Source organism: Saccharomonospora sp. NB11, assembly GCF_015910535.1.
Classification (GTDB): Bacteria; Actinomycetota; Actinomycetes; order Mycobacteriales; family Pseudonocardiaceae; genus Saccharomonospora.
In genome coordinates, this window is the sequence record NZ_JACBJG010000003.1 from 197912 (window position 1) to 211790 (window position 13879).

18 protein-coding genes are annotated in these 13879 nt (G+C 70.3%); 9 read left to right on the forward strand and 9 right to left on the reverse strand.

The window, feature by feature from the left end; translation table 11 throughout:
- Positions 1-99: 99 nt before the first annotated feature.
- Positions 100-861 (forward strand): TetR/AcrR family transcriptional regulator, encoded by a 762-nt coding sequence (locus JAV51_RS05435; protein WP_197319521.1) that lies wholly within the window; start codon positions 100-102, stop codon positions 859-861.
- A gap of 49 nt (positions 862-910) precedes the next feature.
- On the opposite strand, the gene JAV51_RS05440 is transcribed toward JAV51_RS05435, so the two are convergent.
- Together JAV51_RS05440 and JAV51_RS05445 are read right to left on the reverse strand one after the other, a co-directional pair.
- The gene (locus JAV51_RS05440) at positions 911-1069 is read right to left on the reverse strand and encodes a hypothetical protein (RefSeq protein WP_197319522.1); all 159 of its coding nucleotides are present in this window, start codon (positions 1067-1069) and stop codon (positions 911-913) included.
- Positions 1069-2073 (reverse strand): class E sortase, encoded by a 1005-nt coding sequence (locus JAV51_RS05445; RefSeq protein ID WP_197319523.1) that lies wholly within the window; start codon positions 2071-2073, stop codon positions 1069-1071. The genes JAV51_RS05440 and JAV51_RS05445 overlap by 1 nt, the downstream gene beginning before the upstream one ends.
- A 621-nt stretch (positions 2074-2694) precedes the next feature.
- On the opposite strand from JAV51_RS05445, the gene crgA reads away from it, so the two are divergent.
- Positions 2695-2961: a cell division protein CrgA gene (crgA, locus tag JAV51_RS05450; RefSeq protein WP_197319524.1), complete on the forward strand. Its 267-nt coding sequence runs from the start codon at positions 2695-2697 to the stop codon at positions 2959-2961.
- A gap of 46 nt (positions 2962-3007) precedes the next feature.
- Positions 3008-3439 carry a PH domain-containing protein gene (locus JAV51_RS05455; protein WP_197319761.1) on the forward strand — a complete coding sequence of 144 codons (432 nt, stop codon included), beginning with the start codon at positions 3008-3010 and terminating at the stop codon, positions 3437-3439.
- On the opposite strand, the gene JAV51_RS05460 is transcribed toward JAV51_RS05455, so the two are convergent.
- Positions 3415-4368, reverse strand: a complete 954-nt coding sequence (locus JAV51_RS05460) for a rhomboid family intramembrane serine protease (protein ID WP_197319525.1) — start codon at positions 4366-4368, stop codon at positions 3415-3417. The two genes, JAV51_RS05455 and JAV51_RS05460, sit on opposite strands and share 25 nt — an antisense overlap.
- Before the next feature lie 120 nt (positions 4369-4488).
- On the reverse strand, positions 4489-5046 hold the full coding sequence (locus JAV51_RS05465) for a peptidylprolyl isomerase (protein WP_197319526.1): 558 nt from the start codon (positions 5044-5046) through the stop codon (positions 4489-4491).
- Between the two features lie 91 nt (positions 5047-5137).
- Here JAV51_RS05465 and JAV51_RS05470 point away from each other — a divergent pair, with 91 nt between their 5' ends.
- Positions 5138-5779: a hypothetical protein gene (locus JAV51_RS05470; protein WP_197319527.1), complete on the forward strand. Its 642-nt coding sequence runs from the start codon at positions 5138-5140 to the stop codon at positions 5777-5779.
- Positions 5780-5859: 80 nt separating this feature from the next.
- On the opposite strand, the gene JAV51_RS05475 is transcribed toward JAV51_RS05470, so the two are convergent.
- Positions 5860-6303: a hypothetical protein gene (locus tag JAV51_RS05475; protein ID WP_197319528.1), complete on the reverse strand. Its 444-nt coding sequence runs from the start codon at positions 6301-6303 to the stop codon at positions 5860-5862.
- Positions 6304-6476: 173 nt separating this feature from the next.
- The gene (locus tag JAV51_RS05480) at positions 6477-7016 is read right to left on the reverse strand and encodes a DUF2020 domain-containing protein (protein ID WP_197319529.1); all 540 of its coding nucleotides are present in this window, start codon (positions 7014-7016) and stop codon (positions 6477-6479) included.
- 136 nt (positions 7017-7152) lie between these two features.
- Here JAV51_RS05480 and JAV51_RS05485 point away from each other — a divergent pair, with 136 nt between their 5' ends.
- The 5 genes from JAV51_RS05485 to JAV51_RS05505 all read left to right on the forward strand — a co-directional run bounded on the left by JAV51_RS05485 (position 7153) and on the right by JAV51_RS05505 (position 11423).
- Entirely contained in the window at positions 7153-7845 is a 693-nt protein-coding gene (locus JAV51_RS05485; protein ID WP_197319530.1) for a MerR family transcriptional regulator, read from the forward strand.
- A 22-nt stretch (positions 7846-7867) separates the two neighbouring features.
- Positions 7868-9016, forward strand: coding sequence for a sensor histidine kinase (locus JAV51_RS05490; protein ID WP_197319531.1), 1149 nt, complete (start codon positions 7868-7870; stop codon positions 9014-9016).
- Positions 9013-9654: a response regulator transcription factor gene (locus tag JAV51_RS05495; protein ID WP_197319532.1), complete on the forward strand. Its 642-nt coding sequence runs from the start codon at positions 9013-9015 to the stop codon at positions 9652-9654. The genes JAV51_RS05490 and JAV51_RS05495 overlap by 4 nt, the downstream gene beginning before the upstream one ends.
- 89 nt (positions 9655-9743) lie before the next feature.
- Positions 9744-10892 carry a DUF418 domain-containing protein gene (locus tag JAV51_RS05500; protein ID WP_197319533.1) on the forward strand — a complete coding sequence of 383 codons (1149 nt, stop codon included), beginning with the start codon at positions 9744-9746 and terminating at the stop codon, positions 10890-10892.
- A 90-nt stretch (positions 10893-10982) separates the two neighbouring features.
- Positions 10983-11423, forward strand: a complete 441-nt coding sequence (locus JAV51_RS05505) for an iron chaperone (protein ID WP_197319534.1) — start codon at positions 10983-10985, stop codon at positions 11421-11423.
- A gap of 6 nt (positions 11424-11429) precedes the next feature.
- On the opposite strand, the gene JAV51_RS05510 is transcribed toward JAV51_RS05505, so the two are convergent.
- From JAV51_RS05510 to JAV51_RS05520, 3 genes are read right to left on the reverse strand one after another with little or no spacing between them, the layout of a single operon-like run.
- Positions 11430-12344 carry a sucrase ferredoxin gene (locus JAV51_RS05510; protein ID WP_197319535.1) on the reverse strand — a complete coding sequence of 305 codons (915 nt, stop codon included), beginning with the start codon at positions 12342-12344 and terminating at the stop codon, positions 11430-11432.
- Positions 12337-13485: a cupin domain-containing protein gene (locus tag JAV51_RS05515; protein WP_374058975.1), complete on the reverse strand. Its 1149-nt coding sequence runs from the start codon at positions 13483-13485 to the stop codon at positions 12337-12339. The genes JAV51_RS05510 and JAV51_RS05515 overlap by 8 nt, the downstream gene beginning before the upstream one ends.
- Positions 13482-13730 (reverse strand): hypothetical protein, encoded by a 249-nt coding sequence (locus JAV51_RS05520; protein WP_197319537.1) that lies wholly within the window; start codon positions 13728-13730, stop codon positions 13482-13484. Before JAV51_RS05520 ends, JAV51_RS05515 begins: the two co-directional genes overlap by 4 nt.
- Between the last annotated feature and the right edge of the window lie 149 nt (positions 13731-13879).

Below are 13879 nucleotides of genomic sequence, written 5' to 3' on the forward strand. Positions count from 1 at the left end.
AAGACTTACACTGTTTACCGTACGCAGTTTCGTGGACCACGGTCAAGGCGCCGCCCACGCCGCATAAGGTGAGGGCGGACAGATCAGCGGAGGAGGCCCATGGCGGACAGCGAACGTCCCGAGCTGCCTGCGGTCCTGGCCCGCATGTGGGGGCGGGAACCCACGCCACGACGTGGCCCGCGGCCGAGTCTCGACCTCGACCGCATCACCCGGGCCGCGATCGAGATCGCCGACGCCGACGGGCTGCCAGCCGTGTCGATGAACACGGTCGCCTCGAAACTCGGCGTCGCCCCGATGTCGCTCTACCGCTACGTCGGGAGCAAGGACGAACTCCTGCTCGCGCTGCTCGACGCCGCCTCCGGCGAACCTCCACCCCTCGACGGGGCGTCTCGGCGGGAGTACCTCGCGCGCTGGACCAAGGCGAACACCGATGTGTTCGTTGCCCGCCCGTGGCTGCTGTCCATCGCCCGCAGTGGCCCACCGCTGGGGCCGCGCGGGCTGCTCTGGCTCGAACACCTGCTCGGCGCGTTGGACGACACGCCGCTCGACGACAACGAGAAGATTCTCATCGGCACCACGCTCAACGGCTACGCCCTCACCCAGGCGTCGCTGATCACCGCACTGGAGCAGTCGCCGACGACCACCAATCCGTCCAGTGCGGCCGCGTACGGGGAGTTGGTGGCCGAGCTCGTGGACGAGCAGACCTACCCGCGCCTCGCGCGCCTGTCCCGCGACCGCGTGTTCGCCGGTGGCGACGGGCCCTGGGTCGACGAGGCCGACTTCTGGTCGGGCCTCGACCTACTGCTCGACGGGGTGGAGGCGTTGATCGCGCGTCGCCGAGGTGAAGACACGCGTCGCTGAACCGCGGACACGCGTGCGCAGGGCGCGGACACGCCGGTCGGGCCTCCGGTCATTCCTCCACGGCGACGTCGTTGAAGGGCAGCAGCGGCTCCGCCCACGGGAACACGACGAACATCAGCAGCGCCACCACTCCGAGCACGAGGCCGGTGGCGATGCCGATCCGCACGACGAGCGGCCCGGGCAGGTGCCGCCAGATCCACCCGTACATCAGGCCTCCCCGATCTCCTTCAGCAGCTTCTCGTAGGTCGCGCCAGCCTGCTTCTCGTAGACGTTCGTCAACACCCCGTGAATGATCATGCGCTCGCGGTCGGAGAACCGGGGATGACACGTGGTGAGGGTCAGCAGCTCCACCAGGTTCGCCTCCATCACCGGAGCGTCGGGCCGGTACGGCACGGGCGCCACGGCGTCACCCCGCGTGGGCAGGACGATCCGGCGGCCCACCGTCTCCTCGTACGCCGGGTCGATCTCCGTGAGCGGACGAACGCCTTCGCAACGCGGGTCCGCGCCCTTGCCCTCGGTCCAGCCCTCGATCTCCTCGCTCATCGGCAGCACCCGATAGACGAAGAACATGTCGAGCGTCTCGACCACCACGGCGTCGCACGACCCGAGCAGGTCCAGGTCGTTGAACGGCGCGCCCTTGCCGACGCGGTGACCGGCGACGGCGAAGTTGCCGGGCTCGCCGGGCATGGCCGACTTCTTGTAGTGGCCCGGGCCGATCTCCAACGTCGCGGCGTCCACACCCTGTTGGATCGTGAAGTTCCAGTCGACCCCGAAGGCAGGGACGTAGAGGCGCGCAAACGCTTGCCCGTCCATGGGCTCGGCATGCATCTGCCGTTCCTGCGACCACCGTTGGTCCAGGTCGGCACTGGCCTCGCGCTGGAGTTCCTCGGACATCAGGTTGGTGACCCACAGCTCGTAGACGACGAACAGCAGCATCACCAGTCCGAGCGTGATGAGCACCTCGCCGAACGCCCGTACGGCGGCACGCCCCTTGCCGCCGCCACGCTTGGCTGCCTTGGGCGAGTCGTCCGACGGTGGCTCGTCCGGAGAGTCGGAGGAGTCCTCGATCTCCTCCACCTCGGCCTCGTCGAGGGGGGTTTCGTCGAGGTGGGTCTCCTCCGGCTCGGCGGGAGGCTCGGACGATCGGGGCGGTCGCTGCCGAAGCGGGCCGTCGGCCGGGAGCAGCACGGGCCGGGTCGGCGCGTCCTCCATCGCGTCCGTCGGTGGTGCGGGGCGGGCCCGGCGTCGGGGAGCCACGGGTCCGCCCGCTCGCGGTGGGCCGCCCGGCCGAGCCGCCGGTCCACGCGCGGGCGGAGCGGCGGGCCCCGGCGGCATGTCGGGGGGAGTTCCCGGCCGAGGGCGCTGCGGCACGTGACGAGGTCGCTGCGCACCGCGGGGATCGTGACCCGGACCGGCCACGCGGGGCGGCTGGGCCGATCGGGGAGGTTGAGGACGCCGAGGACGCCGCGGGGGCTCGGGAGGAAGGGCTCCCCGGGCAGGTTGCTCACCGGGCCGGGGCGGCTGCTGACGTGCACGTTCGTGCGGGCGTGGCCGCCGTGGAGGTGGCTCCCCGCCGTCGGGCCTGCCGCGCATGGCTCCGTCACCCGGAGTCTCGGGCAGCCGACCGCGCGAGGGCGCGGTGTACTTCCGTGTCTCCGGGTCCTCGTACCTCGACAAGCGAGCTCCTCTCGAGCGGGCGACACGCGGTCATCACGATCTGCTGACCAGCGCTCGCTCCCCGGTTCTGGCGCCTGCCCGATTACGTTAACGTGTGGGGAAGGTGGCAGTTGCGCACTGCCGATCATTCTGCCGAAAGAGCACGCGAGGACTCCGATGCCCAAGTCCAAGGTCCGCAAGAAGACGGCGTACACGCCGCCGGCCGATCGCCGCACGCCGGTCAAGGTGCGCGCGGCGGGCCCGTCGCATCCGGTCTACAAGGCCGTGATGTTCGGTCTCATGCTCCTCGGTCTTGCCTGGCTCGTCGTCAACTACCTGGCCGGCCACAAGATCGACTTCATGACCGAACTCGGTGACTGGAACTTCGCGATCGGCTTCGCCCTCATGATCACCGGCCTGCTCATGACCATGAGATGGCGTTGAGCGCGTAGCCGAAGCAGCATCACTCATCCCCACTGTGGACAACCCTGTGGACAACCCGACCCGCGCCTGGGCTCCCCGGCCCGGCCTCGTCGGGGTCGGCTGGGTTCTCACGGTGATCTCGGCCTGCGCACTCACCGGTATCGTGCTCTCCGGCGACCGGCCCGGGAGCCTGCTGCTCGGCGTGATCACCATCGCGTTCGCCGCGCTGTCCCTGCACGGCACCGTGGTCCGTCCGAGGCTCGCCGCCGACCCGTCCGGCATCCGGCTCCGCACTCTCGGCGGCACCCGGGTGCTGCGGTGGTCCGAGGTCGTCGTCCGTCTCGCCACGACCAAGCGCTACGGGCGCGACGCCTGGACCGTCGAGATCGAGAGCGGTGACCGACTCACCGTGCTGGGCTGGGTCGAACTCGGAGCCGACCCGCACGACGTCCACGACGAGCTCGTCCGACTACGTCAGACCCCGCACAGCACCGGGTAGGACAGGCACAACTGGTCGGCGAGCTGGGTGTCGCGGTAGACGACCAGGCCGATCAGAGCGACGGTCACGATCGCCAGCGCCCCCGCCTGGTACGCCGCGCGGTTCTTCTCCGGCGCGTACACCATCGCCACCATCACGACAGCACCCGCGACCAGACCGCCGAGGTGCCCCAGCAGCGAGATGTTCGGGATCGAAACGCTCAGGATCACGTTCAGCACGATGATCCCGATGGCCGTGGTGGGGTTCAGGCGCAGCCGCAGCACCGCCACCAGGATGGCGCCCATCAAGCCGTAGATCGCGCCCGACGCGCCCGCCGTGCCGGTGTCCTCCGCGCCGAAAGCGAACACCACCACCCCGCCGGCGAACAGGGACAGCACATACAGCGCCACGAACCGCACGCGCCCGAGCAGCATTTCCAGATCTCGCCCGAGCACCCACAACGCCAGCATGTTCATGGCGAGATGGATCAGGCCGTAGTGCAGGAAACCCGAGGTGAGCAGCCGCCACCACTCGTCGAAGACGACGACGGCCTCGGGCCACAACACACCGTCCGCGAACGCCGGCGAGTTGTGGTTGTTCATGACGTCGCTCGCCTGGAACGCCGTGAGTGCGTACACCACGACGTTCACCGCGATCAACAGGGGAACGACGACGAGCCGTTGCGGCACCCGCGCCCCCGCCACCGTACGGGCGCCGTAACCGGCCTTGCGGTAGGCCGCCGCCTGGGCGCGGTGCTGTTGCTGCGCCGTGGACACGCAGTCGATGCACTGATAGCCCACGGACGCCTCGCGGAGACAGTCCGGGCAGGCGGGGCGCTCGCAGCGGACGCAGCGCAGGCCGGTCTGCCTCGCCGGGTGCCACCAACAACCGGGCAGAGCCTCTTGTTGCGGTGGCTGCCCGTACGGCGGAGGGGTGGGGGGCTCGGTCACAGTGCTGTCGACACTCCTGTGTTCACGGCCTGATCCGTCCACGAGGTGAATCGCTCACCACGCGCCCCGGCCGACACACGCGCGTGGCCCACCACCAACCTACCTGGTCCTCGGGATCGTTCAGGCGCGCTCGACGGTGACGCGCTCGATCACGACGTCCTCGAGCGGCTTGTCGGCCGGGCCGGTCGCGGTGCGGGCGATGGCGTCCACGACGTTGCGGGAGTCCTGGTCGGCCACCTCGCCGAAGATGGTGTGCTTGAAGTTCAGGTGCGGCGTCGGGGCCACGGTGATGAAGAACTGCGAGCCGTTCGTGCCCGGGCCGGCGTTCGCCATCGCCAGCAGGTACGGCCGGTTGAACTGCAGCTCGGGGTGGAACTCGTCGCCGAACTTGTAGCCGGGGCCACCACGACCGGTACCCGTCGGGTCACCACCCTGGATCATGAAGCCGTCGATCACCCGGTGGAAGATGCAGCCGTCGTAGAACGGACCGGACCTCTCACCCTTGGCGTTCGGCTGGGTGTACTCCTTCGTGCCCTCGGCCAGACCGGTGAAGTTCGCCACCGTCTTGGGCGCGTGGTCCCCGAAGAGCACCAGGCGGATGTCGCCGCGGTTCGTGTGCAGAGTGGCCTTGATGGTCCCGCCACTGGGGGTTGCGTTGCTGTCAGTCACGCGATTCATCGTGCCATCCACGGCGAGATCGGGAGGAAAGGGGCAGGATGAGCTGCAGGCGCACGAGCCACGCAGACCACAGAATGACGAGGTGAGGCCGATGGGTTCGAAGGGGCTGACCACCCAGACGGTGGGCGACGCCACCAAGAACGGCGCGCGCGCCCTGCGTGACCGCGCCGTCGAGGCCGGCAAGGTGAGCGCCGAGGTGGCCGCGCAGGCGGCACAGGTCGCGGAACAGCGATTGAGCGAGAGCACCGAGATCGCCCGCAAGGAACTCGCCCGCAGGGCGGCCCAGACCCGCAAGGAGGCCGTCCGCAACGCGAAGGAAGCACGCACCGTCGCCGAGTTGCGGACGAAGGAACTGCGCAAGCCCGGCCGCAAGGCCAAGAAGGCCGCGTTGAAGGCCGCGAAGGCGGCGGGACAGTCGCGACGCAGGGCCAAGCGCGACTTCCGCGCTGCGAAGAAGGAGTTCAAGGCCGCGATGGCGGAGGCGAAGGCGGTGTCCAAGCGGGGCGTCGCGAAGCGCGGTCGGCGGCGGTGGCCGTGGCTGCTGGGCCTCGCCGCGCTCGCGGGGGCGGCCGCCTACGCCAAGTCGCGTCAGGACGAACCGGCGATCGCGCCGGTACCGCCGCGCAGCACCGACGCTCCCTCGACCACGACGTCCTCCGGGCAGGCGACGAACCCGGCGCCGGGACAGCAGTCGACACCGACCACACAGGGGAGCAAGTCCGCCGAGAGTTGACGCGACGGCTCGTGCGACCGTCCACATGGGAAGACCCCCGGGACCTCGATCGGGTCACCGGGGGTCTTCTCGTGTCACGCTCAGGCGGCGTGCTTGTCGATCAGCTTGCCGAGGCGGGGCAGAGCCTCCTCGACGTTCTCCTTGCCCTTCGGGCGGAGCTTGCCGTAGACCTTCTTGATGCTGTCGCGGTCGCTCTTCTCCGCGCGGGCGTCGGTCACCGACAGCAGAGCGTCGGCGGCGTCCGGGCGGGTGGGCAGGTAGGTGCCGAAGTCGGACGCACCGCTCGCCTTGAAGTCGGCGTAGATGGGCTCCAGCGCGGCAACGAACTCGTCGAGGAGGCTCTCGACAGCGGCGCCGATGATGCCCGGCTTGATCTTCTTGACGGCGGCGTAGCCGGTCTTGATGACGGTGCCCGAGACACCGCTCTTGGCCGCGACCTCCTCGTCGATCAGAGTCTGGAGGTCAGCCACCACGGTCGGACGACGGCTGGAGTCGAGCAGGATTTCCTTCAGGGTGTCAGCCACGGATCCCATCCTTCACAGTCTGATTCCACGATTCGGTCGCAGGGCCGCGATGCGGCTTCGGCACGCCGTGTAGCCGGTAACCCGGTAGGGGCGTGCCGTTCTGGGGTGAGCCTGCGCGTGGGCGTAACCCTAATACAAGATCAAACTGGGCTGCACGCAGCGGTGTCTTGTCGTCACTCTGAGAACCCGAGCCTGGTGATGGCCTCGAAGGCGACCGTCCGGGCCTTCACGCTCTGTTGCTGATTCGTGGTCACGACGACAGCGTGTCCCCCCTTCGAGACCGCGTAGACGGCGCCGTCGTCACGCGACTCGTAACCGCCCTCCCAACCGGTCGGCTGCGACGTCGGATTCGAGGTGTCGACCGGCGCCGCCTCGTCGACGAGCGCACGCGCCACGTCCTCCTCGCCGACGTACACCCGCACGGTCAGTTGCACGTCCCCGTCAGGGCGGTAGAAGAAGCACGCCGGGTGGGTGTCCTCTGCGGACGTTCGCACGCTGCCGACGCGTTGCCCGTTGGTCTGAGCCACGAACTCGGTGTCGAGGTACGGGCAGTCCTGCTCGATCTCCGGTTCCGGCTCCGGCGGCAGTGCCACCGTCGCGTCGGCGGCGCTCGACGATCCGGTGTCCGACGGCTCCTGCGGCTGGCTGGCGTCCCCACAGCCGACCACCAACGCGGCGACGGCCGTACCGATCACGACAAGGCTTGTTCGCATAACTGGCACAGTGAACCAGACGTGATCGACTCCGCGACGGCCACCGGCGTTCGCTGCCCCGGCCCGTGTCCGCTCGGCCATACTGGAAGACGACGACTTGGGGGGACGAGTGGCTCGACCACGGACGTTTCGTCAGGTGGATCTCGCGCGCCTCGTGGGCGTGTCGACGCAGGCGGTCCGCAGCTACACCGACGCGGGCATCCTGCCACCTGCCGAGCGCACCGCGGCGGGGTACCGCGTCTACCTCCCGAAGCACCGCGACGCTCTCCTCGCCTACCGAGCGCTTCTGCCGGGCGCGGGGCCACAGGCCGCCCGCGAGATCCTGCCGGCTGTCAACGCCGGTGACCGGCGACGGGCGCTGGAACTGCTCGACGCCGTCCACGCCGAGCTGCACGAGACCCGCCGCGAGCTGCGGGAGATCACGGACGCGCTCGACGTGGTCGACCGGCCGTCGCGGCTCCCCGGAACCGACCTGCGGATCGGGGAAGTAGCGCGTGTGCTGGGCGTGCGCACGTCCACGTTGCGCGTGTGGGAGGCCGAGGGGCTGTTGACCCCGCGATGGGAGAAGGGCACGCAGTACCGGGTGTACTCCCCCGCCGACGTCCGGGACGCCCGGACGATCAACCTCCTGCGCCGCGCACGCTATCCGCTGCCGCGGATCGGCGCCGTGCTCGACGCCGCACGCGAGGCCGGAGGCACCGACGCGCTGCGGGACGCCGTGAGAACCCGCGCCGAGGAGGTGCACCGCAGAGCCACCGCGCTGCTCGACGGCTCGGCGCTGCTGCACGCCTGCCTGTCCGCGACGGCGGAGTCCACGGAGGACCGCTGAAGTGCCTACACAGCCGAGTTTCATGGACCACCACGGTCGGTCCTGGTGGATCGCCGAGGGGCTGACACTGCTGCTCTTCGGGTGGGCCCTGGCGGGAATCCTGCTCTCGGACCCACCGTGGTGGTTGGGGACGACCCTCGTCGGCGCGTTCGCCTGCTGGGTGGCGTTCGTCGTGTTGTCCCCACGCCGTCCTCGCGTGGCGGCGGGCACGCTGGCGGTGTGTTCGCTGCTCGCGTCGGCGGCGAGTATGGCGGGCGAGTTCGCCGCGTTCGTGGCCTCGGCGATGGCGCTCGCCGTCTACGCCTCCCATCCCGCGCCCTCGACACGCACGATCGTCGTGGTGGGCCTGGCCGACCTCGCCCTCACGACCGGGGCCGGCGTGGTCGTGGGTGCGGACGTCGCCACGCTCGTCTCCACCTCCCTCGTCGTGGTGGTGGTACTGCTGATCGGCACCAACCGCAGGCAGTACCAGCTTCGCGCCCAGCAGACCGAACTGTTGCTCGAACAGACCCGGCTGGCCCGCAGCGAACACGCCCGCGCGGCGGCGCTGGACGAGCGCACGCGCATCGCGCGGGAACTGCACGACGTCCTGGCCCACTCGCTGGGTGCGCTGCGCGTGCAGCTCGAGGTCGCGGAGGCGGAGCTGGAGGCGGGTAAGGACCCGGACACGGTTCTCCGGCGGCTTTCTCGATGCCGGGCCCTCGCCGCCGACGGGCTCACCGAAGCCCGGGAGGCCGTGTCGGCCCTGCGACGCGACGTGCCCGCACTCCACGAGGCGATCGCCGAACTCGTCGACGCCTTCCAACGCGACCACGGCGTGCCTGCCACCCTTCACCAGTCCGGCGTGGCCGGCCCGTTGCCGTCCGCCGCGACGGTGGCGCTGCTCGGCACCGTCCGCGAAGCCCTGACCAACGCCACCAAGCACGCTCGCGGGGCACCGATCACGGTCACCCTCGACCACACCGACACGGCCGTCCGCGTGGTGGTGCACAACCCCACCGACACCCCGCCCGTGCGCGGGACCGGGTTCGGGCTCACCGGCATGGCCGAACGACTCGCCCTCTGCGACGGAACGTTGACGGCCGGGCCCGACGGCGACGGCTGGTCGGTCACCGCGGTGGTGCCCACCCGACTCGCCGACGCAGCACCGAAGGAGGTCGTGTCCGGATGACCATCCGTGTCGTCGTCGCCGACGACCAGCAACTCGTGCGCGAGGGACTGGTCGCGCTGTTGGAGCTGATGGACGACGTCACCGTCGTCGGGCAGGCCCGCGACGGGCGGGACGTGCTCGACGTCCTCGGGCGCACGGACTGCGACGTGGTCCTCATGGACCTGCGGATGCCGGTGCTCGACGGCGTCGCCACCACGCGCATCGTCCACAGCAGACACCCAAAGGTGGCCGTGCTCGTGCTGACCACCTACTCCGACGACGACTCCGTTCGCGACGCCTTGGCGGCGGGGGCACGCGGCTACCTGACGAAGGACACCGGCCGCGCCGAAATCCACGCCGCGTTGCGGGCCGTCGTCGCCGGGCAGGCCACCTTCACCACCGAGGTGTCGGACCGGCTGGTGCAGGCTCTGACCCGTGGTTCCCGTCCGTTCACCGACCCGGCGGCCTTGACGGCGAGGGAACGGGAGGTGCTCACGCTTATCGGCGCCGGACTATCCAATACCGACATCGCGCGACGGCTCCACATCGCCCACACCACCGTGAAGACCCACATCAACAACGCCTTCGCCAAGATCGGCGCACGTCACCGCGCCGACGCGGTGCGCTACGCCTACCGGGCGGGATTGGTCGAGGACTGACGCCCTCCACCCGAGTCGACGAATCTCCACCCGGATCTCCACCCGCGAGTGGAGCCGCGCGCGCGACCTGCTCCGTACGGTGCCGAACCGTGAGCGACCACGACATCGCGCCGTCCGGCACACGACGCATCGACGCCCTCGACCTCGCCCGTGGTGTGGCGATCCTGGGCACTCTGGGCACGAACATCTGGATCTTCACCGACCCCCGGGGAGCGCTCGGCTGGGTCTCCACGGACGCCGGAGAGCGATCCGGCGTCGTCGAGACCCTCCTGTTGACGCTGTCCAACGGGAAGTTCCTCGCGTTGTTGTCCCTCCTCTTCGGCGTCGGCATGGAGCTGCAGTACCGGTCGGCGGTGCGCAGGGGACGCCGTTGGCCCGGGCGCTACCTGCTGCGGGCGACGGTGCTGTTCACCGAGGGACTGATCCACTACCTGCTGATCTTCGAGTTCGACGTGCTCATGGGCTACGCACTCGTGTCGGTGCACGTGGCGTTCCTGGTGTCCCGGCGCGACCGGACGCGGCGCGTCTGGCTGGCGCTCGCGGCGACCGCGCACCTGGCGGTGGTCGGTCTGTTGACGCTGGCGGCGCATTCCGGGGCGTTGTCCTCGGACGGCAGCACACCCCTGTACCCGTCCGGGAGCTGGACCGACCAGGTGCTCGCCCGCATCGACCTTGCCGTCTACTTCCGCAGCGAACTGCTCCTCATCGTCCCGCTGTCCACGGTGCTGTTCCTGGTCGGGATCGAACTCGTGCGGGCGGGTGTCTTCGAGACCTCCGGCGCCCGACTCCGACGGCGGCTGCTTGTCGTCGGGTTCGGCGCGGGCCTGCCGTTGAACCTCGTCACCGCGTTCGCGGGCCCGGAATGGTTCTTCGTCGATCGCTACGTCCTGCCGCCGATCGTCGCGCTCGGACTGCTCGCGGCCATCGTGGAGATCGCATGGCGCACGCGGGCCGGAGTCGTCCGTCGTGGACTCGTCGCGACGGGACGGTCGGCGATGTCGTGCTACGTCCTGCAGAACCTCGTGTGCAGCGTGCTCTGCTACGGCTGGGGGTTCGGACTCGCGGAGACGCTCGCCGACGCCCCACCGTGGTGGGTGATCGTGGCCTGGGCAGCGGTGAGCGCGCTGTTGGCGGTCTCGGCGACGCTGTGGCTGCGCCGCTTCAGCCGCGGCCCGCTGGAGCTGGTGCTGCACCGCCTGTACACGGGGCGGCAGCACACCGTCGTCGAGCGCGTGTGAGTCGGTCAGGAATCGAGAAGCACCGCCGAGCCCAGCCCGCCTAGCGTTTCCCTTGGTAGAAGTCGCGAGGTTCGGGGAAGGGGACACAGCATGAACAGCACGGACGAGGGATTCACGGCCGAGGAACGCGCCGCGATGAAGGAGCACGCCGCGGAGCGGAAGAAGGAAGCCCGCCGCAAGTCCCGTGCGGACAAGGCGGCGGAGGCCGAGCGCGACGTGCTCGACAAGATCGCCGCGATGTCCGACGCCGACAGGGCGCTGGCGGAACGCGTCCACGCCATCGTGAAGGCCAACGCCCCGACACTCGCGCCGAAGCTCTGGTACGGGATGCCCGCCTACGCGCTCGACGGCAAGGTGGTCTGCTTCTTCCAGAACGCGGACAAGTTCAAGGCCCGCTACGCGACGTTGGGCTTCAACGACATCGCCGCGCTCGACGCCGGCGACATGTGGCCCACCTCGTTCGCGCTCGTCCGGATGACCCCGGAGGTCGAAGAGCACATCGCCGACCTGGTGCGCAGGGCGGTGAGCTGACCTCGGTCAGTCGGGCTCGAAGCGGACGGCCACGAGTTCGTGCTCGGGCGGCGCGGACGACCGTCCGACCCGACACGTGAGAGCCCGCTCCACGGAGGCCGGTCGGCTGCGGACGCGGACGCGGTAGGAGCCGCCCTCCGGCGCGGCGAACACCGCCTCCGTCTCGTCGCCCTCCCGGCGCGCCGAGAGCAGCGGCACGTCGTCGAGCCCTCGCAGACCAGTCCGCTCCCGCAGCAGACATTCGGCGGCCTGCACGCCGAACGCGTAGCTCGCGCGGCCTCGAAGGTGAGGCACGTCGATCTCCCCGCGTTCGTGCGTGCGGGCCAGACGCACGACGTCCTCCGGCGGGACCCTGCCGTAGTAGAGGCCGTCGGGGAGGACGAGCACGTTGGCGGCGAACCGGTCGCCCCCGATATGGGAGACCTCCCACGTCTGCGCGGCGCGTTCGTGCGCCAACGCCCGCGCCACCGGGCGACCGCGCTCGGCGCAGCAGGGATCGTGGGCACCGTGGGTGCAGACGAGGTACAGCGGGTGCGTGACCTCCCGCAACCCGGGTGAGCGCCCCCGGGCCAGTGCCGCGAAGTCCAGGTCCAGCACCTGGTCGAGCCGGTCGAGAACCGCTTCCTCGACCCACCCGCCCCCGCGTCCCGTCCAGGCCAGCAGACACCGGCGGCGCTCGCGACTCGCGCCACCGCGACGATGCACCCGCCGAACGAAGACGACCCGAATCCGCAGCGGCCGCGTCACCTCACGCAGCCGGGACAGCACGCGTCGGTCGAGCCGGTTGTCGCGCAGGGCGTCCGGACCCCACGGGCCGGGTTCCTCCAACAACACCCACCTGGTCACCGTGGACGCCGTGCCGTACAGCGACTCGTGCAGCTCCTCGCTGCGGTGGCGACAGCGGAACGGCAGGTCAGGCATCCACGACCTCGAGCAGGCCCTCCCGCACGAGACGTCGCACGAGGACCAGTCGACTGTCCCGGTCGAGCAGGTCGGCCAGGTCCCGGACCGTGAAGGTGTCCCGCGCGACGATCTCCCGGATCACCGGTTCGAGCCGATCGGGCACCCTCAACTCCCGGTCGCCGAGAAGCAGGCGCAACACGTCCTCGCCGGGACGCAACTCGCAGACCGCCCCGGGACGACGCCGAAGGCGGTCGTCGTCGCCCAACGCGGACACGCGGAGCCGATCGGACAGTCCTCCACGCAACACCGACGGCCGGGTGGTGAGGAAGTGCTCGACCCGCCGTTCGACGGCCTCCACCGGATCGGCACCCATGAGCTGGGCACCGACCTGCTTGAGGTGGCGTCCGAGTTCGTCGGCCACGGAGTCCCGCTGCCGGTGGTGCCCCACGGGAAGCGACGCGTTCCACGCCGGGTCGTCGAGAACCCGCGTCACCGTGGCCTCGATCAGGTCCCGCCACCGCGTCGGGTGGATGCCGACCGTGAGGTGGCCCGAGACGACGTGCTGTGCCCGGGCCGCGTGGCGCGTGCCCGTGGGCAGGTAGAGCGCCATGCCGGGGCGCAGCTCGATCTCGTCGGCCTCCCGGTCCGAAGAGCGCCACACCTGCCACGACTTGACCCCGAACGCCTGCAACACGAAGACGTCGTGGGCGTCGCCGTGCGGTCGAAGCCCCTGCGCGCCGGGCGGCGTGATGTAGGCGTTCACCTGGCAGGGGTGCCCGAGCGCGAGTTCCAACTCCCGACAGAAGTCGACCAGCGGTGGCCAGTACCGGTGCAGCGCCTGCAACACCACCGTCGCGCCGTCCTCGACCGCGGCCAGCACCCGAGCCGGATCGGCGACCCCGGTCACCGACACACCGCCGATGCGGGTGGTCCGCGTGTACTCCGACGACGGCAGCGTCCGACCGTCGCGCACGAGACGGAAGGCCGGGGTGCGCAGCGCGTGCTGGGTGAGCAGCGCGTCCACGTCGTCGAGACTCAGCAGGTCCTCGAACCCGTCGGTCGGCCCGTGCACGAGCGACCGTCGACCCCAGACCTCGTCGGCGAACCGCTCGACGTCACCGACGCACCGTTCGAGGGCGTCCGCCACGGCCGACCTCACGAGTCCCGTGAGTCCGTGCTGTCCGCGTCGGTCTCGTCGGCGTCGGCGTCCGTGGCATCGGCGTCGGCATCGGTCGCGTCCGAGTCGGCGTCCGTGGCGTCCGCGTCGGCGTCCTTCGCGTCGCTGTCGGTGTCGCGCGCGTCGGTGTCGTCGCCGCGGTCGGTGCTGTCGGAGTCCCGGGCTTGCGGCCCGGTGCCACCGACGGTCTGCATCTCGTCGTCCCGCAACGGACGGTCCGATCCCATGACGCCTCCAGGCTCCTCGCAGGCGGAGTGCTGACGACTCCTCGATACCCCGGAGGGGAGGGCTGAAACGACGACTCAGATGCCGTGGGCGGTACTCGGAGAGCCGTCCAACGAAAGAACCCCGCCCCGCGATCCTGCGGGACAGGGTT